The following is a 23,184-nucleotide window of genomic DNA, read 5'->3' as shown; positions in this document are numbered from 1 at the left end:
GGTTCCGTGTTTTCGTGGCTTCACCTCTTGACGACCCGCGCACCAAGGAGCACATTGGCGGCACTTTGAGAGCGCTCTCAGCCCTCCTCCCCAAGCGCTCTCCCCCCTCCCGTACCGAGAGGCCCCACATGAGCGAAACCTCCGGCACCTCCCCCGGACCCCGGCGCCTGCGGCGGGCGCTCGTCGCCGTCACCGGCGCCCTCGGCCTCGCGGCGGCCGCCGCCGGTGTCGGCGCGCCCTCCGCGAGCGCCTCCGCCCCACCTCCCCCGTCCGGCTGGACACAGGTGTTCGCGGACGACTTCAACGGCCCCGCCGGCAGCGGCGTCAACACCTCCGACTGGCAGTACGCCACCGGCAAGGGCTACCCGGGCGGCCCCGCCAACTGGGGCACCGGCGAGATCGAGACGATGACGAGCAGCACCGACAACGTCTCCCTCGACGGCAACGGCAACCTGCGCATCACGCCCCGCCGGGACGCCTCCGGCAACTGGACCTCAGGCCGCGTCGAGACCCGGCGCACCGACTTCCAGCCCCCCGCCGGCGGCAAACTCCGCGTCGAATCACGCATCCAGGTGCCCAACGTCACCGGAGCCGCCGCCAAGGGCTACTGGCCGGCGTTCTGGATGCTGGGCGCGCCCTACCGCGGCAACTACTGGAACTGGCCGGCCGTGGGCGAGCTGGACATCATGGAGAACACCCAGGGCATGAACACGTTGTTCGCCACGATGCACTGCGGCACCTCACCCGGCGGCCCCTGCAACGAGACCAGTGGGATCGGCGGTTCCACCACGTGCCCGGGCACGACCTGTCAGGCCGGCTTCCACACCTACCGGATGGAGTGGGACCGCTCGACGAGCGTGGAGGAGATCCGCTTCTACCTGGACGGCGCCAACTTCCACACGGTGCGCGCCAACCAGGTCGACGCGACGACCTGGCGCAACGCCACGGACCACGGCTACTTCATCATCCTCAACGTGGCGATGGGCGGCGGTTTCCCCGACGCGTTCGGCGGCGGCCCCGACGGCGGCACGCAGCCCGGGCACGCCATGGTCGTCGACTACGTCCAGGTGCTGTCGTCCGGCGGGGGCACCACGCCCCCGCCGACCGGCGACCGCGACGCCTACGGCACCATCCAGGCCGAGTCGTTCGACGGCCAGTCCGGCGTCATCACCGAGACCACCTCGGACGCCGGCGGCGGCCGGAACATCGGCGCGATCGCCAACGGGGACTGGGTGCAGTTCAAGGGTGTGAACTTCGGCTCCACCGCGGCCCGGCAGTTCAGCGCCCGGGTCGCGAACGGCGCGGCGAGCGGCGTCAGCGGGCTGGTCGAGGTGCGGCTGGACAGCCGCGGCAACGCGCCCATCGGGAGTTTCGCGGTGGGCAACACGGGCGGCTGGCAGTCGTGGCGGACGATCCCCGCGAACATCAGCGGCGTGACGGGCACGCACGACGTGTATCTGACCTTCGCCAGCGGTCAGCTCGCGGACTTCGTGAACGTCAACTGGTTCACCTTCGCTCGCTGACCGGATCCGGCCGGGGGCTCCACGCACGCGTGGGGCCCCTTCGCGTTCCCTCAGCGCAGTTCCGCGCGGAAGGCCGCCGGGGTGCGGTCGGTGTGCTGGTGGAAGAACTTGGAGAAGTTCGCCGCGTCGGGGAAGCCGACCGCCGCGCCGATCCGGCCGATGGGCAGATCGGAGTGGGCGAGGAGCCGCTTGGCCTCCAGGACGACGCGTTTGTCGATGAACGACTTGGGGGTCTCGCCGGTGGCGGCCCGGACCGCGCGCACCAGGGTGCGCCGGGAGTAACCGAGCGCGTCGGCGTAGGCGCTGACGCTGTGGTTGGAGGCGAAGCCCCGCTCGACGGCGTCCCGGAACAGGGTGAACGTGGAGTCGGAGCGCTGCCGCAGCGCCTCGGCCGAACTCGCCGCGAGGTGCGCGAGCCGCAGCAGGAACGCCGTCAGGCTGTGGCGCAGCACGGCGGTGTGCAGGCTGAGCGGCAGCGTGGTGGTGTCCTCGTACTCGCGCCGCAGCTGGTCCAGCGCGGCCCGCAGACCGGCGAGTTGCGCCGGGTCGGGGTGCAGCAGCGGCGGGAGGTCGTAGCGGTACAGGCCCGTGGCCTCGACGGTGGAGCGCGGCAGGAAGCCGGGTTGCATGGTCAGCACCGTTCCGCGGTACTCACTGCCGGGCGAGAAGCGGTGGACCTGCCCGGGGCGGATCCACAGCAGGTCCCCGGCGCCGGCCTCGTACTCGGTGAAGTCGACCATGTGCCGGACCGGGCCCGCGCCGAACAGCAGGACGACGTGGAAGTCGATGCGGTGCACGCGGTCCAGCGGAACGCCCGTCGCCCACGCGTCGCCCATCGGCGCGACCTGCACGCCGACACCGCCGACGCTCAGCTCGACCGGGAAGGGGAACGTCGCGATCCCGTCGCCGCCTTGGGGGGTTCTGTCTGCCATGTCCGCCTCGTGCCGCCCGTCCGCACGACGTGCCGCCGTCCGGTGTCCCACTTTCACCACAGGCTGGCACACCGTGACCTTCCTTCGAAAAAGTCAGACTTTTAGTTTTGAACACGTCAGAGCAGAACCTTCGCTCCCATCGAGGATCTCTTGAAGATGAGCACGCAGACAGCGGACAGCTTCGAATGGACCGAACTCGACCGGCGTGCCGTCGACACCGCCCGTCTGCTGGCGGCGGATGCGGTGCAACGGGTCGGCAACGGCCACCCGGGCACCGCGATGAGCCTGGCTCCGGCCGCCTACACGATCTTTCACAAGGTGATGCGGCACGACCCGGCCGACCCCGAGTGGGCGGGCCGTGACCGCTTCGTCCTCTCCCCCGGCCACACCTCGCTGACCCTGTACACGCAGCTGTACCTCGCGGGCTACGAGCTGGCGCTGGACGACCTCAAGGCGTTCCGCACCCAGGGCTCCAGGACCCCCGGCCACCCCGAGTACGGACACACCGCGGGTGTGGAGACCACCACCGGCCCGCTCGGCCAGGGCGTCGCGAACGCCGTCGGCATGGCGATGGCCGCCCGCTACGAGCGCGGCCTGTTCGACCCGGACGCGCCCGATGGGGAGTCGCCCTTCGACCACACCGTCTGGGCGATCGTCTCCGACGGCGACCTCCAGGAGGGCGTGTCCGCGGAGGCCTCCTCCCTCGCCGGCCACCAGAGGCTCGGCAACCTGGTCTTCCTCTACGACGACAACCACATCTCCATCGAGGGCGACACCGCGACCGCCTTCTCCGAGGACGTGCTGAAGCGCTACGAGGCCTACGGCTGGCACGTGCAGCGCGTCGCACCGCGCGAGGACGGCGACATCGACGTCCCCGCGCTGTACGCAGCCCTGAGGGCGGCGCAGGCGGAGACCGGGCGCCCCTCGATCATCGCGATGCGCACCGTCATCGCCTGGCCCGCCCCGAACGCCCGCAACACCGAGGCCTCCCACGGCTCGGCCCTCGGCGAGGACGAGGTCGCCGCCACCAAGCGACTCCTCGGGTTCGACCCGGAGCGTTCCTTCGAGGTCGCCGACGAGGTGCTGGCCCACACCCGCGGGGCGCTGGACCGGGGCGCGGAGGCGCACGCCGACTGGGACAAGCGGCTCGCCGCCTGGCGCGGTGACAACCCGGAGCGGGCCGCCACGTTCGACCGTGTGAGCAAGGGCGAGCTGCCCGAGGGCTGGGAGGACGCCCTGCCGGTGTTCGAGCCCGGCAAGGCGGTCGCGACGCGTGCCGCGTCCGGCAAGGTGCTGCAGGCGCTCGGCCCGGTCGTCCCCGAGCTGTGGGGCGGCTCGGCCGACCTGGCCGGCTCCAACAACACCACCATCGACAAGACCAGCTCCTTCCTCCCGGCGGGCAACCCGCTGCCGGAGGCGGACCCGTACGGCCGCACCGTCCACTTCGGCATCCGCGAGTTCTCCATGGCCGCGACGATGAACGGCATCGCGCTGCACGGCAACACCCGCATCTACGGCGGCACCTTCCTGGTGTTCTCCGACTACATGCGCAACGCCGTACGCATGTCGGCGCTGATGCAGCTGCCGGTGACGTACGTGTGGACGCACGACTCCATCGGCCTGGGCGAGGACGGCCCGACGCACCAGCCGGTCGAGCACCTCGCGTCGCTGCGCGCGATCCCCGGCCTGAACCTCGTGCGCCCGGCCGACGCCAACGAGACCGCTCTCGCCTGGGCCGAGATCCTGCGCCGCCACACCACCGCCCCCGCGCCGCACGGTCTGGCCCTGACCCGGCAGGGCGTGCCGACCTACGAGCCGGACCCCGACGTGGCGCGCGGCGGCTACGTGCGGTTCGAGGCGGAGGGCGGCACGCCCCAGGTGATCCTCATCGCCACCGGCTCGGAGGTGCAGCTCGCCGTCGAGGCGCGCGAGCAGCTCCAGGCGGCCGGCGTGCCCACGCGGGTGGTGTCGATGCCGTCCGTGGAGTGGTTCGAGGAGCAGCCGCGCGCCTACCGGGAGAGCGTCCTGCCGCCGTCGGTGACGGCCCGCGTCGCCGTGGAGGCCGGGATCGGCCTGACCTGGCACCGGTTCGTGGGCGACGCCGGCCGCATCGTCTCGCTGGAGCACTTCGGCGCCTCCGCCGACGCGAAGACCCTGTTCGCCGAGTACGGCTTCACGCCCGAGAACGTCGTGGCCGCCGCGCGCGAGTCCCTCGCCGCCGCCCGTGGCTGATCCGGCCGCACGAAAGAAGATGATCACTGTGAACGAAGCGACCGCATCCGCGGGAGCCCTGCAGCGCCTGTCCGACACGGGCGTGTCGATCTGGCTCGACGACCTGTCGCGCCCGCGGATCGAGTCCGGCGACCTCGCCGGCCTGGTGGCGCGGCGGAACGTCGTCGGCGTCACCACCAATCCCTCGATCTTCCAGGCCGCCATCGGCTCCGGCGCGGGCTACGAGGAGCAGCTCGCCGACCTGGCGGTGCGGGGCGTGGGCGTGGACGAGGCCGTCCGGATGCTGACGACCGCCGACGTCCGGGCCGCCGCCGACGTCCTGCGGCCGGTGTACGACGCCACCGGCGGACGGGACGGCCGCGTCTCCCTGGAGGTCGACCCCCGGCTGGCCCACGACACGGCCGCCACCGTCGCCGAGGCCCGGCAGCTGGCCTGGCTGGTGGACCGCCCCAACGTGATGATCAAGATCCCGGCGACGAAGGCCGGCCTGCCCGCGATCACAGAAGTGACCGGAGCGGGTATCAGTGTCAACGTGACGCTGATCTTCTCCCTGGAGCGCCACCGCGAGGTCATGGACGCCTACCTCGCGGGGCTGGAGCGGGCGCGGGCGGCCGGGATCGACCTGTCGGCCGTCCACTCGGTCGCGTCTTTCTTCGTCTCGCGCGTCGACGCCGAGATCGACAAGCGGCTGACGCTGCTGGGCACGGACGAGGCCCTCGCCCTGCGGGGCAGGGCGGCTCTGGCCAACGCCCGGCTCGCCTACGAGGCGTACGAACAGGCTTTCGACGGGGAGCGCTGGGAAGTCCTGGAGCGCGCCGGAGCCAACCGGCAGCGCCCCCTTTGGGCCTCCACCGGTGTGAAGGACCCCGCCTACAAGGACACCCTGTACGTGGACGGGCTGGTCGCCCCCGGCACGGTGAACACCATGCCGGAGGCCACGCTGAACGCCGTCGCCGACCACGGCGACGTCCGGGGCGACACCGTCACCGGCGGTTACGACCGGGCCCGCGCGGACCTGGCGGCCGTCGAACGGCTCGGCATCGCATACGACGAGGTGGTGCGGCAACTGGAGGACGAGGGAGTGGCCAAGTTCGAGGTGGCCTGGCAGGAGCTGCTGGACGCGGTCACCAAGTCCTTGAACGACGAGGGAGTTGACGCCGGATGAGCGAGGACATCCACCGGACGGCCGAGCAGGAGACCAAGGGGACCAAGGAGGAGAAGGAGGCCCTGGCCGCCCAGGAGGCCGCGGGGGTCGAGCGCACGGGAGCGAGCGGCGAGGAACGGGCCGCCCCGCCGGCCCGGCGCGCCGACGCCCCCTTCGACAACCCCCTGCGCGACGCGCAGGACCGCCGGCTGCCCCGGATCGCGGGCCCCTCGGGGCTGGTCATCTTCGGTGTCACGGGCGACCTGTCCCGCAAGAAGCTGATGCCGGCCGTGTACGACCTGGCCAACCGCGGCCTGCTGCCGCCGGGCTTCTCCCTGGTGGGCTTCGCCCGCCGGGACTGGGAGGACCAGGACTTCGCGCAGGTGGTGCACGACGCGGTGAAGGAGCACGCGCGCACCCCCTTCCGCGAGGAGGTCTGGCAGCAGCTCGCCGAGGGCATGCGGTTCGTCCCGGGCGACTTCGACGACGACTCGGCGTTCGAGCAGCTGCGCTCCGCCGTGGAGGAGCTGGACGCCTCCCGGGGCACCAGCGGCAACTACGCGTTCTACCTCTCGGTGCCGCCGAAGTTCTTCCCCAAGGTCGTCGAGCAGCTGAAGAAGCACAAGCTGGCCGACGCGCCGGAGGGATCCTGGCGCCGCGCGGTCATCGAGAAGCCGTTCGGCCACGACCTGGAGTCGGCCCAGGAGCTCAACCGCGTCGTGCACGAGGTGTTCGACCCGGAGCAGGTCTTCCGGATCGACCACTACCTGGGCAAGGAGACCGTCCAGAACCTGCTGGCGCTGCGCTTCGCCAACACGATGTTCGAGCCGATCTGGAACCGGTCCTTCGTGGACCACGTGCAGATCACCATGGCCGAGGACATCGGCATCGGCGGCCGGGCGGGTTACTACGACGGCATCGGCGCCGCCCGTGACGTCATCCAGAACCACCTGCTCCAGCTGATGGCGCTCACCGCGATGGAGGAGCCGGCCGCGTTCGACGCCCCCTCACTGCTCACGGAGAAGCTGAAGGTCCTCAAGGCCGTGCGGCTGCCGCAGGACCTGGGGGCGAACACCGTGCGCGGGCAGTACGCGGGCGCCTGGCAGGGCGGTGCGAAGGTGCGCGGCTACCTGGAGGAGGACGGCATCGACCCCGCCTCCACGACCGACACCTACGCGGCGATCAAGCTCCAGGTGGACAACCGCCGCTGGGCCGGGGTGCCGTTCTATCTGCGTACGGGCAAGCGGCTCGGCCGCCGGGTGACGGAGATCGCGGTCGTCTTCCAGCGGGCCCCGCACTCCCCGTTCGACTCGACGGCCACCGAGGAGCTCGGCTCCAACGCCATCGTCATCCGCGTCCAGCCGGACGAGGGCATGACGGTCCGCTTCGGCTCGAAGGTGCCGGGCACCTCCATGGAGATCCGGGACGTGACCATGGACTTCGCCTACGGCGAGTCGTTCACCGAATCGAGCCCCGAGGCGTACGAACGGCTGATCCTGGACGTCCTCCTGGGCGACGCCAACCTGTTCCCCCGTCACCAGGAAGTGGAAGAGTCCTGGAAGATCCTCGACCCGATCGAGCAGTACTGGGCCACGCACGGCCGGCCCGCGCAGTACGCCTCGGGCAGCTGGGGACCCGAGGAAGCCGACGAGATGCTCGCACGAGACGGACGGAGCTGGCGCAGGCCATGAAGATCGACCTGACCGACACCACGGCAAGCAAGATCAACAAGGCGCTGGTGCAGGGCCGCCGCGCCATCGGCACGCCCGCCGTGGGCATGGTCCTGACGATGGTGATCGTCACGGACGAGGAGAACGCCTACGACGCGATCAAGGCGGCCGAGGAGGCCTCGCACGAGCACCCCTCGCGCACGCTGGTCGTCATCAAGCGGCACGCCCGCACCCCGCGCGACCGCCAGTCCTCCCGGCTGGACGCCGAGGTCCGGGTGGGCGCCGACGCCGGCACCGGCGAGACGGTGATCCTGCGGACCTACGGCGAGGTGTCCGAGCACGCCGACTCCGTCGTCCTGCCGCTGCTGCTGCCGGACGCGCCCGTGGTCGTGTGGTGGCCCATGGACGCCCCCGAGGTGCCCTCCAAGGACCCGCTCGGGGCGCTGGCCCAGCGGCGCATCACCGACCTGTACGCCGTCGGCAACCCGCTGGAGGTCCTGGAGAGCCGGGTCCGGGCCTACGCGCCCGGCGACACCGACCTCGCCTGGACCCGGCTGACGCCCTGGCGGTCGATGCTCGCCGCGGCGCTCGACCAGGCCCGGGAGAAGGTGACCTCGGCGGCCGTGGAGGCCGAGGCCGAGAACCCGGCCGCCGAACTGCTGGCCCGCTGGCTGGAGGCCCGGCTGCACGTCCGGGTCGACCGCGTGGTCACCGCCGGACCGGTCGTCACGGCCGTCCGCCTGGGTACCGGGAACGGCGAGATCGTCATCGACCGCCCCGAAGGACCGCTGGCCACACTGACGCTGCCCGGCCAGCCGTCCCGGACCCTCGCCCTGAAGGTCCGTGCCACCTCCGAACTCATCGCCGAGGAGCTGCGGCGCCTCGACGCGGACGAGATGTACGCCATCGCCCTGAACGGCGAGGCAACCGAGGAGACCCCTGCCCATGTCTGACTCCCCCGCCGGCACCCCCCGGCTCACCGCGCGGCCCGAGTGGACCGCCCTGGCGGAGCACCGCGCCGACGCCCTGCCGCAGCCGAGCCTGCGCGAGCTGTTCGCGGCGGACCCGGGGCGCGCCGAGCGCTACGTCGTGCGCGTCGGTGATCTGCGCATCGACTACTCCAAGCACCTGATCACCGACGAGACGCTCACCCTGCTGCGGGAACTGGCCGTGGCGACGGACGTGTTCGGGTTGCGGGACGCCATGTTCCGCGGTGAGCGGATCAACACCACGGAGAACCGGGCCGTGCTGCACACGGCGTTGCGCGCTGCGCGGGACGCGGTGATCGAGGTCGACGGCGAGAACGTGGTGCCGGGTGTGCACGCCGTGCTCGACAAGATGGCCGCCTTCGCCGAGCGGGTGCGCTCGGGGGAGTGGACCGGGCACACCGGCCGGCGGATCCGCAACGTCGTCAACATCGGCATCGGCGGCTCCGATCTCGGCCCCGCGATGGCCTACGAGGCGCTGCGCGCTTTCACCGACCGTGAGTTGACGGTGCGTTTCGTGTCGAACGTGGACGGCTCCGACTTGCACGAGGCCGTGCGCGACCTGGATCCGGCGGAGACGTTGTTCATCGTGGCGTCGAAGACGTTCACCACGATCGAGACGATCACCAACGCGACCTCGGCCCGTTCCTGGCTGCTGGCCGGGCTGGGCGACGACAAGGCGGTGGCCCGGCACTTCGTCGCCCTGTCCACCAACGGCGAGAAGGTCGCCGGCTTCGGTATCGACCCGGACAACATGTTCGAGTTCTGGGACTGGGTGGGCGGCCGCTACTCCTACGACTCCGCGATCGGCCTGTCGTTGATGATCGCGATCGGCCCGGACCGGTTCCGGGAGATGCTCGACGGTTTCCGCATCGTCGACGAGCATTTCCGCAACGCCCCGGCCGAGGCCAACGCCCCGCTGATCATGGGCCTGCTGGGCGTCTGGTACGGCAACTTCCACGACGCCCAGTCGCACGCCGTGCTGCCCTACAGCCACTACCTGTCGAAGTTCACCGCCTACCTGCAGCAGCTCGACATGGAGTCCAACGGCAAGTCGGTGGACCGTGAGGGCAACCCGGTGCAGTGGCAGACGGGCCCGGTGGTGTGGGGCACACCCGGCACCAACGGCCAGCACGCCTACTACCAGTTGATCCACCAGGGCACCAAGCTCGTCCCGGCCGACTTCATCGGCTTCGCCCGGCCGGTCGCCGAGCTGAGCGGCGAGCTGAAGGCCCAGCACGACCTGCTGATGGCCAACTTCTTCGCGCAGACGCAGGCGCTCGCCTTCGGCAAGACGCCCGAGGAGGTACGCGCGGAGGGCGTGCCCGAGGAGCAGGTGCCGCACAAGACGTTCAAGGGCGACCACCCCACCACCACGATCCTGGCCACCGAGCTGACCCCGTCCGTACTGGGCCAGCTGGTCGCGCTCTACGAGCACAAGGTGTTCGTGCAGGGCGCGGTGTGGAACATCGACTCCTTCGACCAGTGGGGCGTCGAGCTCGGCAAGGTCCTCGCCAAGCGCGTCGAGCCCGCCCTGACCGAGGGCGCGGACGTCCCCGGTCTCGACCCGTCCACGGCCGCACTGGTGGCCGCCTACCGCAATCTTCGGGAAGTGAACTGACATGCAGATCGGTCTTGTGGGTCTCGGCAAGATGGGCGGCAACATGCGCGATCGCCTGCGCAACGCCGGCCACACGGTCGTCGGCTACGACACCGACCCCGAGAAGTCCGACGTCGCCGGCCTGGCCGAACTGGTCAACGCGCTGGAGGCGCCCCGGACCGTCTGGGTCATGGTTCCGGCCGGCGGTGCCACCCAGCACGTCATCGACCAGCTGGCGGGCCTGCTCAAGCCGTACGACACGGTGGTCGACGGCGGCAACTCCCGCTGGACGGACGACGAGAGGCACGCCGAGGAGCTGGGCAAGCGCGGCATCGGCTTCGTCGACGCGGGTGTCTCGGGCGGCGTGTGGGGCCTGAAGAACGGCTACGCGCTGATGGTCGGCGGCGAGAAGGAGACCGTCGACCGGCTGCAGCCGATCTTCGACGCACTCAAGCCGGAGGGCCCCTACGGCTACGTCCACGCCGGCCGGGTGGGCGCCGGGCACTTCGCCAAGATGGTCCACAACGGCATCGAGTACGCCATGATGCAGGCCTACGCCGAGGGCTGGGAGCTGCTGGAGGCCGTGGACTCGGTGGACAACGTCCGCGAGGTGTTCCGTTCCTGGCAGGACGGCACCGTCATCCGCTCCTGGCTGCTGGACCTCGCGGTCAACGCGCTCGACGAGGACGAGCACCTGGAGAACCTGCGCGGCTACGCCCAGGACTCCGGCGAGGGCCGCTGGACCGTGGAGGCGGCGATCGACAACTCCGTTCCGCTGCCCGCCATCACGGCCTCGCTGTACTCCCGGTTCGCCTCGCGGCAGGACGACTCGCCGCAGATGAAGATGATCGCGGCGCTGCGCAACCAGTTCGGCGGGCACGCCGTCGAGTCCGCGAAGAAGGCGTAGGCGTGGGCGATCTGCTGCTGGTCCGCCACGGCGAGACGGAATGGAGCCGGAGCGGACAGCACACCAGCTTCACCGACCTGCCTCTCACCCCGCGCGGTGAGAAGCAGGCGGCGTCGCTGGCGCCGCTCCTGAGGGACCGCTCCTTCACCCTGGTCCTCACCAGCCCCCTCGGTCGCGCCGTGCGCACGGCCGAGCTGGCGGGGGTGACCGGGGCGGAGCGGGACGCGGACCTGCACGAGTGGTACTACGGCGCCTACGAGGGCGTCACCACCAAGGAGATCCACCGCACCCGCCCCGACTGGGACCTGTGGACCGACGGCGGTCCGCCCGGGCCCGACGGCGAGCCCGGCGAGTCCCCGCAGGAGGTCGGCGCCCGCGCCGACCGGGTGCTGTCCCGGGTGACGGACGCGTTGCCGGGCGGCGATGTGCTGCTGGTGGCGCACGGCCACTTCCTGCGCGTGCTGACCGCCCGCAGGCTGGGCCTGTCCCCGGCGGAGGGCCGGCTGTTCCGGCTGGAGACGGGCACGGTGTGCCGGCTGTCGACGGAGCACGGCCGTCCGGTCGTCGCGGAGTGGAACACCCGGCCGTGACACCCCCTCGCCGGAGGCGGAATCACCGCCTCCGGCCAGGTGGGTGGAGCCCGCCCGGGCTGGGTATGCCGGTTCTCACCTCGACGGACGCGACGGAGGAAGAGCGATGGCACAGCTACGGCAAGAGGTCGGACCGGAGTCGGTGGGGCTGGATCCGCGGGCGCTGGACCGCCTGGACGAGCACCTCGCCCGCTTCGTGGACGCGGGACGTCTGGCGGGCTTCCTCGTGTCCGTCGCCCGCGGCGGGCGCGTCGCCCACCTGACCACCCACGGCCTGCGCGACATCGCGGCCGATCTCCCCGTCGAGCCGGACACGCTGTGGCGCGTCTACTCGATGACCAAGCCGGTCACCGCGGTCGCCGTGCTGCTGCTCGTGGAGGAGGGCCGGCTCTCCCTGGACGACCCGGTCGCCGCCCACCTGCCGGCCTTCGCGAATCCCCGGGTGTACGTCGGCGGCTCCGGCCCCGACGTCACGACCCGTCCGGCCGACGGCCCGATACGCGTCCGGCATCTGCTGACCCACACGGCGGGCCTGACCTTCGGCTTCTACCACACCCACCCGGTCGACGCCCTGTACCGCGCGGCCGGTCTGGAGTCGTCGGTGCCGCCGGGCGCCGACCTGGCCGAGACGATCGAGGTGTACGCGAGCCTGCCGCTGCAGTTCGAGCCCGGCACCCAGTGGAACTACTCGGTGGCCAGCAACGTCCTGGGCCGGGTCGTCGAGGTGGTGTCCGGGCAGCCGCTCGACGCGTTCTGCGCCGAGCGGATCTTCGGCCCCCTCGGCATGACCGACGCCGGTTTCCACGTCACGGACGAGCAGGCGCCCCGGCTGTGCGAGATGTACGGGGAGAAGGAGGGCGGCGGTATCGAACCGGCCCCCGGACTGCCGCTGCGCGGCCGGCCCCGCTTCCTCTCCGGCAGCGGCGGCATGGTGTGCACGGCCCACGACTACCACCGCTTCATGGAAATGCTGCGCCGCCGGGGCGAGTTGGACGGTGTGCGCCTCCTGGCCCCGCGGACGGTGGACCTGATGACCCGCAACCACCTGCCCGGCGACGCCGACCTGCGCGCCTTCGGCAGCCGTCCCGCCCACGACGAACCGGGCAACGACGGCATGGGCTTCGGCTTCAACTGCTCCGTGGTCATCGACCCCTCCCGCACCCGGGTGCCGTCCGGGCCCGGCGCCTACGGCTGGAGCGGTGTGGCCACGACGACCTTCTGGGTGGACCCCGGCCGCGACCTGACGGTGCAGTTCATGTCGCAGGTACGCCCCAGGACGTCGCACACGGTCTTCCAGGACCTCAAGAGGCTCGTCCACGAGGCCCTGTCGGACTGACCCACGGACGGCCACCCGTCCGCCCGGCCGACCGTCCGCCCGCACGTGAACCCGAACTCCTGTCACTCCCCCCGGTCGAGGCCGTGCGCGCGCACGGCCTCGCGGAAGCGGTCCAGGCAGCGCCCCCAGGGCCCGGACACACCGAAGTCGAGCAGGTGGGGCAGGAGAGCCGCGGAGAAGTCGGTGCTGGACTCCAGCGGCAGCAGGGAGGGCAGGTTGTCGATGGCGATGAGGTCCAGCGGCGGGGTGCCGCGCAGCCGGCGTACGGGCGCGTCCCAGTCGGTGGTCTCGTCGTAGACCGGCAGGACGTTGAGCGGTGAGCCGACGTCGCAGGTCACGTCGCACAACGTGCGCAGACGCCGGCCGGGTTCGTCGAGGTCCTGCTCGCGGACGAAGGGCGGGACGGGGGTGGTGGCGAGCACCGCGTTCACCATCACGTCGTGCCGGAGCAGGGCCGGGCGGTCCAGGTCCCGGGTCTCGGCCAGGTCCCAGCAGGTGGGGTCGGCGCCGGCCGCCGCGAAGGCCAGGCGGGCACCGCGTCCGCTGCGCCCCAGCGCACCGACGACCAGTCCGGTGAACTCCTCGTCACCGGAAGCGGGTTCCAGCCTCTCGTCGAGTTCCTTCTTCGTCGTGGGCGTCAGCGGCGCCCGCAGCCGCCCGCGATGCTGCAGGACGGCCAGGGCGGCCCCCAGGTACCCGGCCCAGAAGCCGAAGGCCGCCAGGCGCCGCCCGGTGTCGTCGACCAGGTATTCCAGGTCGTACAGCGCCCCTCCCCCGGCGGTGAAGCGGCGCAGCAGTGGGGCCGCCTGGGGCTGGCCCTTGAAGGCGTGGCCGAAGAAGATGTGCCGGTGGGTCAGCTCGGCCGGCTCTTCGGACAGTTCCTTCAGTCCGAGCACGACGGCGTCCGGGGGCGCCGTCACCCAGGAGCCGGCGGGTGCTACACGGCAGCCGGCCGCCGCGTAGTCCTCGATCGGGAAGACGCGCTGCGGGGACTCCTCGACGGTCAGTTCCACCCCGTTCCCGACGAGCCGCCGGGCGTCGTCGGGAACGATCGGTGTGCGTCGCTCGGTCGTGCGGGCCTCGTGGCGCAGCCACAGGTGAAGCTCGGTCATACCGGGTGGGCCTCCGGACGTGAGGTGCCGGCCGCGCGAGGCCGGCGCTCAAGGGGCGGACGTCCACGAAGCGTACGCGGCCGCGCCGCCGGTACGTGCCGATCGAACCGGGTCGCCCCGCCTACCCGGGGCCTTGCCGTCCGGCCGGTCAGGAGGAGCTGACCACCGCGTCCAGGTGGGGCAGGTGGTGGTCCAGCCGTTCCCGCTTGGTGCGCAGGTAGGTGATGTTGCTCTCGCACGGCGGGATCAGCAGCGGCACCTGCTCGGCGACCGCGATGCCGTGGTCGACCAGTGCCTCCCGCTTGCGCGGGTTGTTGGACATCAGCCGGACCGAGCGCACGCCCAGGTCGTCGAGGATGCGGGCGGCCACCCCGTAGTCGCGGGCGTCGACCGGCAGACCGAGGGCCAGATTGGCCTCCACCGTGTCCAGGCCCTCCGCCTGCAGGGCCATGGCGCGGAGCTTGGCGAGCAGGCCGATGCCCCGGCCCTCGTGCCCTCTGAGGTAGACCACGACACCGGCGCCCTCCGCGGCGACCGCGCGCAGGGCGGCGTCCAGCTGGTCACCGCACTCGCAGTGCTGCGAGCCGAACGCGTCACCGGTCAGGCATTCCGAATGCAGACGGACCAGGACGCCGTCCGTGCCTATCTCGCCGTGGACGAGGGCCACCTGTTCGTCCCCGCGGTCGTGGTCGAGATAGCCGACGGCCTGGAATTTCCCGTAGACGGTGGGCAGAGGGGCATTCACGACGCGTTCCACGCCGGTCCGCTGCGGGGACTTCTTGCCGAGTACGCCCATTTTTTCTGTCATGATTCTCGAGTTCCTAAGCAGAGACGAAAGGCCGTGACGTGATGAGTGATCTGGTGCCGGCGGACACCACGGAAGACGTACGGATGCGGGGGGCCGGTGTCTCACGGCAGGTCGCGGTGCTTCCCGTGGGGAGCTTCGAGCAGCACGGTCCGTACCTTCCGCTGGCGACCGACACGCTCGTCGCCTGTGCCGTCGCGCGGGAGATAGCCGGCGCGTACCCGGTGCACCTCCTTCCTCCGGTGACGATCTCCTGCTCGCACGAGCACGCGGCCTGGCCGGGGACGGTGAGCATCTCCGCGGTGACCCTCCACGCGGTGGTGCGGGACATCGCGGCCTCGCTGCGCCGCTCCGGGGTGGACGCCCTGGTGGTGGTCAACGGGCACGGCGGCAACTACGTGCTGGGCAACGTCGTCCAGGAGGCCTCCGCCCGCGGGGAGCGGATGGCCCTCTTCCCGGCCCCGGAGGACTGGGAGGCGGCGCGGCAGCGGGCGGGCGTGGTCACCTCGCTGCTGACCGACATGCACGCGGGGGAAATCGAGACGTCCGTCCTGCTGCACGCTCATCCCGAAATGCTCCGACCCGGTTACGAGACTTCCGATTTCGTCGCTGACGACCGTCGTCATCTACTCACCCTCGGCATGTCCGGCTATACCGATTCCGGTGTCATCGGGCGTCCTTCACTGGGTTCGGCGGAAAAGGGGAAAGAACTCCTGGCGAGCCTGGCGGAATCCTTCGGGACGTATTTCTCGATGATGACCTCCGACGCGTAGCCGGCCGCCGGTACGTGACCGGGTACCGGGCCGGCCGGTACGTGACCGGGTACCGGGCCGGCCGGTGCGTGACCGGGTACCGGGGCCGCCTCGGCGGACCGGGACCCGGCGCGCAGTCCCGCGTACCAGCGGGCCACGAGCACGACGACGCCGGGCAGGCTCGCCACGAGGCTCAGCACCCCGTAGACCACCGCGACGGCGAGTCCCCGGCCGGCGCCCAGACCGGCGGCGCCGAACGCCCAGGCGGTGACGCCCTCCCGCGGGCCCCAGCCCCCGACGTTCAGCGGCAGGCCCATCGCCAGCAGGGCGAGGACGGCCAGGGGCAGCAGGACGGCTACGGAGGCGGCGGTCCCGGCGACGCGGGCGGCGAGGACGAACATGGCGACGTAACCCGCCAGCACCACCACGGAGGAGACAACCACCGCGGGCCCGTTGCGCCGGGACAGCAGTCCCTCCCGGGCTCCGGCGAGCGTCGCCCACAGCCTTCCGCCCCGGCGCGGAGACGACGCGCGGTTCGTCCGCAGGGCGAGCACGACGGCGAGCGCGCCGAGTGCGGCCAGGCCCGCGAGCGGGGCGGCGTGCCGGGCCTTGTCCAGGACCGGGGACGGCATGGTCAGCAGCACCACGGCCCCGAGGACGACCAGGGCGGCCTGCCCGGCCGTCCGTTCCAGCACGACCGCTTTCACGCCCCGCCGTACGTCGCCTTCGCTCTGCCCGTGCCGCACGGCCCGGTGCACGTCGCCGAGGATGCCGCCGGGCAGGGCGGCGTTCAGGAACAGCGCACGGTAGTAGTCGGCCACGGCCGCCCCGAACGGCAGCCGGATCCTCAGGCCCCGGGCCACGGCCATCCACCGCCAGGCACTGCACACGGTGGTGACGAGCCCGATGCCGAGCGCGAGCATCACGGCGCCGGCGTCGATCCGCCGCAGCCCGTCCAGGAAGACCCCGGTTCCCAGGCGCCAGAACAGCACGCCGAGGATGGCGACGCCCGCGGCGGTCCCCAGGTGCGTACGGACCTGGGGCGAGGCCAGACGCGCCAGGGCGGCACGGCGGGTCCGCGACACCGTCGCCGCCCCGCCCGACGGCACCGCGCGCACGCCCGGGGCCTGTGCGGTCATGACGCTCCGCCCACCGCAGGGCACAGGGCCAGGAGGTCGGTGTGGTGGACGGTGACCCGCAACTCGCCCGCGGCGCACGCTTCCAGCCGGTCGGCCAGATAGTCGTCGGCCTGCGCCTTCAGTCCGGGCCGTTCCTCGACGGCTGCGCCGACCCAGCCCCGCAGCCACTGCTCGGTCAGCGCGGCCTGCTCCGGCCCGAGCCGCCAGGGACTCGGATGCAGCCGTACGGTCGCGCCGTGCTCGGAGAACGCCTCTGCCGCCACCGTCACCGCGTCGGGGCCGAGCAGACCGTCCCGGCGCTGGTGGTCGTTGAACGCCTGGGCGATCTCCTCGTCCAGCGGGTGGGACGGCGTCAGCTCCACGCGACCGGCGACGGACAGGGTCAGCAGTGCGGGGCACCCCGCTCCGGCACACGCGGCGGCGAGCGTCCCGACCTCCTCGCGCGTGAGGACGTCGAGCAGAGCGGACGCGGTGACCAAGGACGCCCCCTGGAGGGCGTCCGGGGTGAGGCGGGCGACGTCGCCGCGCCGCGTCTCCACCGAGACCCGGCTGCCGTCGGCGGCCGAGCGCGGGGAGCCCACGGCGGCGAAGTGCAGCAGGTAGGGGTCGCGGTCGTGCAGGATCCAGTGCTGCGCGCCGTCGAGGCGGGGCGCGAGCCAGCGGCCCATCGAACCGGTGCCGCAGCCCAGGTCGTGGACGACGACCCCACCCGGCCGGCCGGGCATGTCGGCGAGCCGGATCCGCAGCGGGTCGAGCAGATCGTGCGCCCGTGCCGCGGCGTCGGCCGGTTCGCGCAACTGCAGCCACTCCGGCGCGTAGCGCGGCGGGTCGTCGGGGTCGGCCTCGCGCAGCTTCAGCGTGGGCCGCGAGCCCGGCTTGCCGCTGGGGCCCGCGCCGGGGATGACCCCGCCGGGGGACGTCCGCGGGGCGGCGGGCACGGAACCGTGACCGGCCTCCGCCCGCGCGGCACGTTCGCTGCCCGCACCCTCGTCGTCCATCACCTCGACCGCCTCCCTGGGTCCCGGCTGCGCCGGTATCGTCCCGCTGTTCCGGGTCGTCGCCGGGTTCGTCATGCGGCCCTCCGGGGCTCGGTCGGCAGCCGGTGCAGCACCGTCGCCAGGCTCTGTGCGGTGGCCGCCCAGCCGCCGAGGGCGGCGCGGCGGCTGCGGGCCGCGGCCTTGAGCCGGCGCCGTACGTCCGCCTCGCCGAACCAGCCGCGCAGTTCGGCGGCGATCGCGACGGGGTTCTCCGGCGGCACCAGGATGCCGGGCACCCCGCCGTCGGGAGCGCGCCCGACCGCCTCCGGCAGCCCGCCCACGTCCGTCGCCAGCACGGGGATGCCCCGGGCCAGCGCCTCGGTCACGGCCATGCCGTACGTCTCCGCGTAGGAGGTGAGGACCATCAGGTCGGCGGTGGCGTAACTCGCGTCGAGCGCGGCACCGGTCTTCGGCCCGGCCAGCTCCAGCCGGTCCTCGAGCCCGTGCCGGGCGATCAGGGACCGCAGGTGCGCGACGTACTCCGGGTCCTGGTTCAGTCCGCCGACGCACACGCAGCTCCACGGCAGGTCGGCCACCGCGGCCAGGGCCTCCACCAGCCGGTGCTGGCCCTTGCGCGGGGTCACGGCGGCCACGCACAGCAGCCGGGAGACCCCGTCGGTGCCGGGCGCGAGCGGCGCGATGTCGGCACCGGGGGCCGCGACGTGCACCCGCTCGGGGGGCAGTCCGTGGTGCGCGACGAGCCGGCGGACGGCCCAGTCGCTGGTGGCGACCACCGCGGGCACCGCCCGCAGCACGGTCCGCTCCCGGGCGTCCAGTTCCGCGGCCACGGCCGGGTCGAGGCCGGTCTCGTCGCCGAGCGGCAGGTGGACGAGGACGGCCATGCGCAGCCGCTCCGTCTCCGGCACGACGATCTCCGGCACCCCGCAGGCCACGAGCCCGTCGAGCAGGACGACGGCCCCGTCGGGCAACGCGGCCAGCGTGCGGGCCAGTTCCGTACGGGCCTCGGCCGCGGGCCGGGGCCACTCACCGGCGACCGCGTGCTTGGTCACCTGCCAGCCGAATCCGGGCAGATCGAGGCAGACCCGGCGGTCGTAGGCGTTGCCGCCGCTGGGCGCCGCGGGGTCGTCGACGCCGCCCGGCAGCACGAAGTGCACGGTGCGCAGGGACATGGGGATGATCTCGGCGTTCTTCAGGGGGGCGTGCTGCACGGGAACATAATTCAGCCGCGCGGGCGCCGGCCCGCTCTGCCCGGGCCGTTCGACGGTCGTGTCGGTCACAGCGCACGCTCGTAACTCGCCCAGGCGATGTGCGACTCGTGCAGGGTGACCGTGAGGCCGGCGATGCCCTTGGCGCCCTCGCCCAGGGCCCCCTTGTGGATGCGCTCGGCGAGCCGGTCGGCGATGACCTTGGCGAGGAACTCCGTGGAGGTGTTGACCCCGGCGAAGTCCGGCTCGTTGTCGAGATTGCGGTAGTTCAGCTCGCTGACCACCGCTCCCAGTTCCTGGGTGGCGAGCCCGATGTCGACGACGATGTTGTCCTCGTCCAGCTGTTCGCGCCGGAACGTGGCATCGACGAGGAACGTGGCCCCGTGCAGGCGCTGCGCCGGTCCGAAGACCTCGCCGTGGAAGCTGTGGGCGATCATGATGTGATCGCGGACGGTGATGCTGAACAACGGACGACCCTCCAGGTGCGGCGCGTCTGCTCCCCTGCTGATGGCTGCCGGGGATGCCGAGTAGTACGGCTCCTTCCCTTCCCCCGTTCAGCCTCCGCTACGTCTTTTCTCAAGGTCAGGCACCGGTGTGCCCGTGACGCCCCGCCCGGCGGGACGGACGGGCGGGCGCCGGACCTGCCGGGCCCGCTCGTCCTGCGGTTGTACTTCAGTCACCCGTGCCGTAACGGATGCGGTGGCACAGCGCCGGGATCTCGCCCGAGGCCAGCTTCGGCAGGACGTCCGGCAGGTCCTCGAAGGCCGACTCCCCGGTGATCAAGGCGTCCAGGGCCGGGTCGGCGAGCAGGTCGAGGGCGAGGGCGAGACGGTCGGCGTAGGTGCGGCCGGGCCGGGCCGGCGAGACGGTGCCGACCTGGCTGGAGCGGATGGCCAGACGCCGCGAGTGGAAGCCCTCGCCGAGCGGCAGGCTCACGGTCCGGTCGCCGTACCAGCTCAGCTCGATGACGGTGCCCTCGGCGGCGAGGAGTTCCAGGGAGCGGGCCAGGCCCTGCTCGGTGGCGCTGGCGTGCACCACCAGGTCGCAGTCGCCGAGGGCGTCCTGCGGGGCCGCGAAGCCGACGCCCAGCGCCTCGGCGGTGCCCGCGCGGGACGGATCGGCGTCGACGAGCTGGACACGCACGCCGGGGAACCGCCCGAGCAGGGCGGCGACCGAGCAGCCGACCATGCCGCCGCCGACCACCGCGATCCGGTCGCCGAGCAGGGGCGCCGCGTCCCACAGGGCGTTCACCGCGGTCTCCACCGTGCCGGCGAGCACGGCCCGTTCGGCGGGCACCCCGTCGGGCACGGGCGTCACGGCGCTCGCCGGCACGACGTACCGGCTCTGGTGCGGGAAGAGGCAGAACACCGTCCGGCCGGCGAGCGACGCGGGGCCCTCCTCCACCACGCCGACGCTGAGGTAGCCGTACTTGACCGGCCCCGGGAAGTCGCCCTCCTGGAACGGCGCCCGCATGGCCGTGTGCTGTCCGGCGGGCACGCCGCCGCGGAAGACGAGCGTCTCCGTGCCGCGGCTGACCCCGGAGTACAGCGCGCGGACCAGCACCTCGTCAGGGCCAGGCGCGGGCACCTCGACGTCCCGGACGACACCTCGCCCGGGGGCGTCGATCCAGAACGCGCGTCCCGTCTGCTTCATCGAAGTCCTCCTGAACGATCGGCAACCGGCTTGCGTACCGAGGGGTGCACGGGCCGCGCACAAGGTAGCGGCCTTGATCGACTCTGTCACACGGCCGGAGGGTGTTCGGTGGCCCTGAACAACACGTACGACGCGAGGCTCGTCCAGCAGGAGACCGCCCTGGGGGCGGGTGTGCAGGTGCTGCTGCTGGCCCTGATCGGCACGGCGATCGGGATGGGCCCGGCGGGCTGGCTGAGCGGCCTCGCGTTCGCGGTCGCCACCTGGGCGGTGCTCTCCCGGGCCCTGCACCGGTCCGGTCTGCGCAGCTTCGGCGCGGCGAACCGGGTCACCCTCGGCCGGGCCACCCTCGTCGGCGGTGTGACCGCCCTGGTGGCGGACTCCTTCCAGAGTTCGCCGCCCGTGTCGCTGTTCGTCGGCCTGACCGCGGTGGCGCTGATCCTGGACGGTGTCGATGGCAAGGTGGCCCGCCGCACCGGCACCTCGACCCCGCTGGGCGCGCGCTTCGACATGGAGGTGGACGCCTTCCTCATCCTGGTGCTGAGCGTGTACGTGTCGACGCAGCTCGGCCCCTGGGTCCTGCTGATCGGCGGCATGCGGTACGTCTTCGTCGCCGCTGCCCGTGTCTGGCCCTGGCTGACGGCGGCGCTCCCGCCGAGCACCGCGCGCAAGACGGTCGCCGCGCTGCAGGGGGTGCTCCTGCTGCTGGCGGGCGCCGGACTGCTGCCGTACGCCGCGAACTTCGCGGTGGCCGCGCTGGCTCTGGCCCTGCTCGTCTGGTCGTTCGGGCGGGACGTGCTGTGGCTGTACCGCCGGCAGCGCACCACGACCTCGCGGCCCGGGCAGTCGCCGGTAGCGCGCCCGGTACCGGAGCTGGTCGCGGGCTGAGGGCCGGCTCCCGAACGGCCCAAGCGATTTGACAGCATCGTCGCTCACTCCCTAAACCTGTCGACATGACATCCATTTTCAAAAAGGTGGAACGGTCGTGAGGGTCGCGTTCGTCGGCAAGGGCGGCAGCGGCAAGACCACGCTGTCGGCGCTCTTCTCCCGCCACCTGGCGCGCTCCGGTGCCCCGGTCCTCGCCATCGACGGCGACATCAACCAGCACCTGGCCGAGGCCCTCGGCGGCGAGGAGGTGGCCGCCCCTCCCCTCGGCGCGCACCTGACCGAGATCAAGGACCATCTGCGCGGCAGCAACCCGCGCGTCCCGTCCGCCGAGGCGATGATCAAGACGACCCCGCCGGGCCGCGGCTCCCGTCTGCTGCGCCCGCTCGGCGACGACGACCTGCACGCCCGCCATGTGGGCCGGGCCGGTGGCGTCCCCCTCATGGTCACGGGCGAGTTCGACGACTCGGACCTCGGCGTGGCCTGCTACCACTCCAAGCTCGGCGGGGTGGAGCTGTACCTGAGCCACCTGGTGGACGGCCCCGGCGAGTACGTCGTGGTGGACATGACCGCCGGCGCCGACGCCTTCGCCTCCGGCCTGTTCACCCGCTTCGACCTCACGTTCCTGGTGGCCGAACCGACCCGGAAGGGCGTGTCGGTCTACCGCCAGTACCGCGACCACGCCGAGCAGTTCGGCATCCGCATCGCCGTCGTCGGCAACAAGGTGACCTGCGAGGACGACCTCCTCTTCCTCAAGCAGCAGGTCGGGGACGACCTGCTGACGCACTTCGTGCAGTCCCCCTGGGTCCGCGCGGCGGAACAGGGCCGCACGGAGCCGGGCCTCGACGCCCTGGCCTCCCTGGAACCGCACAACCTCCACGCCCTGCGCGTGCTGCGCGAGACCGTCGACGCCGAGGTCCGCGACTGGGACCGGCTGCACCGCCACGCGGTGGAGTCCCACCTGCGCAACGTCCGCGCATGGGCGGACGCCCGCACAGGAGAGGACCTGGCAGCGCAGGTCGACCCGGAGTACGTCCCGGGCCCGGCGGCCTTGGACTGAGACCCGCGCTACTCGATCCCGGTGGCGTCGAGGAGCCGGACCACGTCCTTGCGCCGGTAACCGAGCAGCCGGGCGCGGCCGGCGGCCATGAGCACCAGATGCGCGACGATCTCGGCCGCATGTCCGTCCTTGTGGCCCGAGTCGAACCACTCCTGGGGTTTGTCGACGCCCAGGCTGTTCATCACCAGCCCGTGCTCGCGGCGCACCTCCGCGACGGTACCGGCGACCGCGTCCACGAGCGTCTTGCCCGGCCGCTCACACTCCAGGGCGAACCACCCCCGGTCCACGGCGACGCACCCCTCGGGCGGACTCGCCCGCAGCCCCGCATACCGCTCGTCGCCGCACGGCGGGTCCCGGAACTCCTCGTGCACCAGGGTGAACCGGTGGAACCCGGAGGGCACCGGAGGCGGTGGCGGGCTGTACTCCCACCCCGCGTCCTCGTACAACTGCCGCTTCACCTCTTCGGCGTCGGCCAGCGTCACGGTGAACCCGTTCGCCTCGTTGCGCCCGGTCGTCGTGCCGTCCGGGTTCCGGTGGAAGTGCAGGCCCATGATGTGCTCCCGTCGCTGTGCTGGTGAGGGGACGGCAAGTCCCGTCACCAGCACGAACGGCTCACGGGGCGGACGGGTGCCCGCCCCGCGACGCATCACCCGAACGT

General features: G+C 72.3%; 20 protein-coding genes and 1 pseudogene. 12 read left to right on the top strand and 9 right to left on the bottom strand.

Annotated elements, in window-relative coordinates; genetic code table 11:
- Positions 1 to 128 precede the first annotated feature (128 nt).
- Complete coding sequence (locus ACZ4M5_RS02085) at positions 129 to 1,523, top strand: glycoside hydrolase family 16 protein (RefSeq protein WP_467732097.1); 1,395 nt, start codon at positions 129 to 131, stop codon at positions 1,521 to 1,523.
- Between the two features lie 50 nt (positions 1,524 to 1,573).
- Here ACZ4M5_RS02085 and ACZ4M5_RS02080 read toward each other — a convergent pair whose 3' ends face one another.
- A complete protein-coding gene (locus ACZ4M5_RS02080; RefSeq protein WP_467732095.1) occupies positions 1,574 to 2,455 on the bottom strand; it encodes a helix-turn-helix domain-containing protein in 882 nt (293 codons plus the stop codon).
- 156 nt (positions 2,456 to 2,611) lie between these two features.
- Here ACZ4M5_RS02080 and tkt point away from each other — a divergent pair, with 156 nt between their 5' ends.
- From tkt to ACZ4M5_RS02040, 8 genes are all read left to right on the top strand, one after another.
- A complete protein-coding gene (gene tkt, locus ACZ4M5_RS02075) occupies positions 2,612 to 4,687 on the top strand; it encodes a transketolase (protein ID WP_467732093.1) in 2,076 nt (691 codons plus the stop codon).
- Between the two features lie 19 nt (positions 4,688 to 4,706).
- Positions 4,707 to 5,852, top strand: coding sequence for a transaldolase (gene tal, locus ACZ4M5_RS02070; protein ID WP_467732091.1), 1,146 nt, complete (start codon positions 4,707 to 4,709; stop codon positions 5,850 to 5,852).
- Positions 5,849 to 7,522, top strand: coding sequence for a glucose-6-phosphate dehydrogenase (gene zwf / locus ACZ4M5_RS02065; RefSeq protein WP_467732089.1), 1,674 nt, complete (start codon positions 5,849 to 5,851; stop codon positions 7,520 to 7,522). Before tal ends, zwf begins: the two co-directional genes overlap by 4 nt.
- A complete protein-coding gene (opcA, locus tag ACZ4M5_RS02060; protein ID WP_398107910.1) occupies positions 7,519 to 8,454 on the top strand; it encodes a glucose-6-phosphate dehydrogenase assembly protein OpcA in 936 nt (311 codons plus the stop codon). The genes zwf and opcA overlap by 4 nt, the downstream gene beginning before the upstream one ends.
- Positions 8,447 to 10,108 carry a glucose-6-phosphate isomerase gene (pgi, locus tag ACZ4M5_RS02055; protein ID WP_467732086.1) on the top strand — a complete coding sequence of 554 codons (1,662 nt, stop codon included), beginning with the start codon at positions 8,447 to 8,449 and terminating at the stop codon, positions 10,106 to 10,108. Before opcA ends, pgi begins: the two co-directional genes overlap by 8 nt.
- Before the next feature lies 1 nt (position 10,109).
- Positions 10,110 to 10,994 (top strand): phosphogluconate dehydrogenase (NAD(+)-dependent, decarboxylating), encoded by an 885-nt coding sequence (gene gnd, locus ACZ4M5_RS02050; RefSeq protein ID WP_467732084.1) that lies wholly within the window; start codon positions 10,110 to 10,112, stop codon positions 10,992 to 10,994.
- A 2-nt stretch (positions 10,995 to 10,996) separates the two neighbouring features.
- Positions 10,997 to 11,584, top strand: a complete 588-nt coding sequence (locus ACZ4M5_RS02045) for a histidine phosphatase family protein (protein ID WP_467732082.1) — start codon at positions 10,997 to 10,999, stop codon at positions 11,582 to 11,584.
- Between the two features lie 106 nt (positions 11,585 to 11,690).
- Positions 11,691 to 12,920: a serine hydrolase domain-containing protein gene (locus ACZ4M5_RS02040; RefSeq protein ID WP_467732080.1), complete on the top strand. Its 1,230-nt coding sequence runs from the start codon at positions 11,691 to 11,693 to the stop codon at positions 12,918 to 12,920.
- Between the two features lie 62 nt (positions 12,921 to 12,982).
- Here the strand turns inward: ACZ4M5_RS02040 and ACZ4M5_RS02035 are convergent, their stop codons facing one another.
- Positions 12,983 to 14,032 carry a saccharopine dehydrogenase gene (locus tag ACZ4M5_RS02035; protein WP_467732078.1) on the bottom strand — a complete coding sequence of 350 codons (1,050 nt, stop codon included), beginning with the start codon at positions 14,030 to 14,032 and terminating at the stop codon, positions 12,983 to 12,985.
- Between the two features lie 148 nt (positions 14,033 to 14,180).
- Complete coding sequence (gene ribA / locus ACZ4M5_RS02030; RefSeq protein ID WP_451879528.1) at positions 14,181 to 14,840, bottom strand: GTP cyclohydrolase II; 660 nt, start codon at positions 14,838 to 14,840, stop codon at positions 14,181 to 14,183.
- A 41-nt stretch (positions 14,841 to 14,881) separates the two neighbouring features.
- Here ribA and ACZ4M5_RS02025 point away from each other — a divergent pair, with 41 nt between their 5' ends.
- The gene (locus ACZ4M5_RS02025) at positions 14,882 to 15,610 is read left to right on the top strand and encodes a creatininase family protein (protein WP_467732075.1); all 729 of its coding nucleotides are present in this window, start codon (positions 14,882 to 14,884) and stop codon (positions 15,608 to 15,610) included.
- Positions 15,611 to 15,774: 164 nt separating this feature from the next.
- On the opposite strand, the pseudogene ACZ4M5_RS02020 reads toward ACZ4M5_RS02025, so the two are convergent.
- From ACZ4M5_RS02020 to ACZ4M5_RS02000, 5 genes and pseudogenes are all read right to left on the bottom strand, one after another.
- Positions 15,775 to 16,728: pseudogene (locus tag ACZ4M5_RS02020) on the bottom strand (lysylphosphatidylglycerol synthase transmembrane domain-containing protein); the annotation flags it as partial.
- Complete coding sequence (locus ACZ4M5_RS02015) at positions 16,725 to 17,801, bottom strand: class I SAM-dependent methyltransferase (protein ID WP_467732073.1); 1,077 nt, start codon at positions 17,799 to 17,801, stop codon at positions 16,725 to 16,727. The pseudogene ACZ4M5_RS02020 and the gene ACZ4M5_RS02015, both read right to left, overlap by 4 nt.
- The gene (locus ACZ4M5_RS02010; RefSeq protein ID WP_467732071.1) at positions 17,798 to 19,003 is read right to left on the bottom strand and encodes a glycosyltransferase family 4 protein; all 1,206 of its coding nucleotides are present in this window, start codon (positions 19,001 to 19,003) and stop codon (positions 17,798 to 17,800) included. The genes ACZ4M5_RS02015 and ACZ4M5_RS02010 overlap by 4 nt, the downstream gene beginning before the upstream one ends.
- The gene (locus tag ACZ4M5_RS02005; RefSeq protein ID WP_086842069.1) at positions 19,000 to 19,398 is read right to left on the bottom strand and encodes a 6-carboxytetrahydropterin synthase; all 399 of its coding nucleotides are present in this window, start codon (positions 19,396 to 19,398) and stop codon (positions 19,000 to 19,002) included. The genes ACZ4M5_RS02010 and ACZ4M5_RS02005 overlap by 4 nt, the downstream gene beginning before the upstream one ends.
- 205 nt (positions 19,399 to 19,603) lie before the next feature.
- A complete protein-coding gene (locus tag ACZ4M5_RS02000) occupies positions 19,604 to 20,584 on the bottom strand; it encodes a zinc-dependent alcohol dehydrogenase (protein ID WP_467732069.1) in 981 nt (326 codons plus the stop codon).
- A 108-nt stretch (positions 20,585 to 20,692) separates the two neighbouring features.
- On the opposite strand from ACZ4M5_RS02000, the gene ACZ4M5_RS01995 reads away from it, so the two are divergent.
- Both ACZ4M5_RS01995 and ACZ4M5_RS01990 read left to right on the top strand, forming a co-directional pair.
- The gene (locus tag ACZ4M5_RS01995) at positions 20,693 to 21,469 is read left to right on the top strand and encodes a CDP-alcohol phosphatidyltransferase family protein (RefSeq protein WP_467732067.1); all 777 of its coding nucleotides are present in this window, start codon (positions 20,693 to 20,695) and stop codon (positions 21,467 to 21,469) included.
- A gap of 97 nt (positions 21,470 to 21,566) precedes the next feature.
- Positions 21,567 to 22,526, top strand: coding sequence for an ATP-binding protein (locus ACZ4M5_RS01990; RefSeq protein WP_467732065.1), 960 nt, complete (start codon positions 21,567 to 21,569; stop codon positions 22,524 to 22,526).
- 8 nt (positions 22,527 to 22,534) lie between these two features.
- Here ACZ4M5_RS01990 and ACZ4M5_RS01985 read toward each other — a convergent pair whose 3' ends face one another.
- Positions 22,535 to 23,077, bottom strand: coding sequence for a hypothetical protein (locus tag ACZ4M5_RS01985; protein WP_467732063.1), 543 nt, complete (start codon positions 23,075 to 23,077; stop codon positions 22,535 to 22,537).
- Positions 23,078 to 23,184 lie beyond the last annotated feature (107 nt).

It is taken from the genome of Streptomyces sp. NPDC026246 (genome assembly GCF_055567995.1).
The sequence above is the reverse complement of the archived record's forward strand: the minus strand, read 5'-3'. Positions and strand labels throughout refer to the sequence as shown.

Bases quoted from the DNA above. Each gene is read 5' to 3' on its own strand.
- zwf (WP_467732089.1), top strand. From the start codon at position 5,849: ATGAGCGAGGACATCCACCGGACGGCCGAGCAGGAGACCAAGGGGACC.
- ribA (WP_451879528.1), bottom strand. From the start codon at position 14,840: ATGACAGAAAAAATGGGCGTACTCGGCAAGAAGTCCCCGCAGCGGACC.
- ACZ4M5_RS02035 (WP_467732078.1), bottom strand. From the start codon at position 14,032: ATGACCGAGCTTCACCTGTGGCTGCGCCACGAGGCCCGCACGACCGAG.
- ACZ4M5_RS02025 (WP_467732075.1), top strand. From the start codon at position 14,882: ATGAGTGATCTGGTGCCGGCGGACACCACGGAAGACGTACGGATGCGG.
- pgi (WP_467732086.1), top strand. From the start codon at position 8,447: ATGTCTGACTCCCCCGCCGGCACCCCCCGGCTCACCGCGCGGCCCGAG.
- ACZ4M5_RS02000 (WP_467732069.1), bottom strand. From the start codon at position 20,584: ATGAAGCAGACGGGACGCGCGTTCTGGATCGACGCCCCCGGGCGAGGT.
- tal (WP_467732091.1), top strand. From the start codon at position 4,707: ATGATCACTGTGAACGAAGCGACCGCATCCGCGGGAGCCCTGCAGCGC.
- opcA (WP_398107910.1), top strand. From the start codon at position 7,519: ATGAAGATCGACCTGACCGACACCACGGCAAGCAAGATCAACAAGGCG.
- ACZ4M5_RS02080 (WP_467732095.1), bottom strand. From the start codon at position 2,455: ATGGCAGACAGAACCCCCCAAGGCGGCGACGGGATCGCGACGTTCCCC.
- tkt (WP_467732093.1), top strand. From the start codon at position 2,612: ATGAGCACGCAGACAGCGGACAGCTTCGAATGGACCGAACTCGACCGG.
- ACZ4M5_RS02015 (WP_467732073.1), bottom strand. From the start codon at position 17,801: ATGACGAACCCGGCGACGACCCGGAACAGCGGGACGATACCGGCGCAG.
- ACZ4M5_RS02040 (WP_467732080.1), top strand. From the start codon at position 11,691: ATGGCACAGCTACGGCAAGAGGTCGGACCGGAGTCGGTGGGGCTGGAT.
- ACZ4M5_RS02085 (WP_467732097.1), top strand. From the start codon at position 129: ATGAGCGAAACCTCCGGCACCTCCCCCGGACCCCGGCGCCTGCGGCGG.
- ACZ4M5_RS01985 (WP_467732063.1), bottom strand. From the start codon at position 23,077: ATGGGCCTGCACTTCCACCGGAACCCGGACGGCACGACGACCGGGCGC.
- gnd (WP_467732084.1), top strand. From the start codon at position 10,110: ATGCAGATCGGTCTTGTGGGTCTCGGCAAGATGGGCGGCAACATGCGC.